Annotated in this window: 1 pseudogene; it reads right to left on the bottom strand. The window is 31.3% G+C overall.

Annotated features, from left to right (window positions below):
- A pseudogene (locus CJF42_RS27965) lies at positions 1-265 on the bottom strand (hypothetical protein); the annotation flags it as partial.

Genomic DNA, 265 nt, shown 5'->3' with positions numbered 1-265 from the left:
TTTAATATTTTTTATAAGTTCTAAGCCTTCAATTTTCTTAAACTGGCGTACTAAAACACTGGCTTTTGAAAAATATGGTACGTGATAACTGTATTTTTCATGCAAGTTAGGAACATGTTTTTTAGCATTTCTCTTACCTATTTCTTTCTCTAATTTCTTTATTGCAGAAGGTGAATATCTAGATCTTATTTTCTCTTTCCAAACGTTTTCAATACAAGCTGGTCGTTCATGATCAGCTAGAGACCAAGCACCTTTTATTTCACCA

The organism is Pseudoalteromonas sp. NBT06-2, assembly GCF_002276045.1.
Classification (GTDB): Bacteria; Pseudomonadota; Gammaproteobacteria; order Enterobacterales; family Alteromonadaceae; genus Pseudoalteromonas.
Note: the sequence above shows the minus strand (reverse complement) of the source record. Positions and strands in the feature narration are given on the sequence as shown.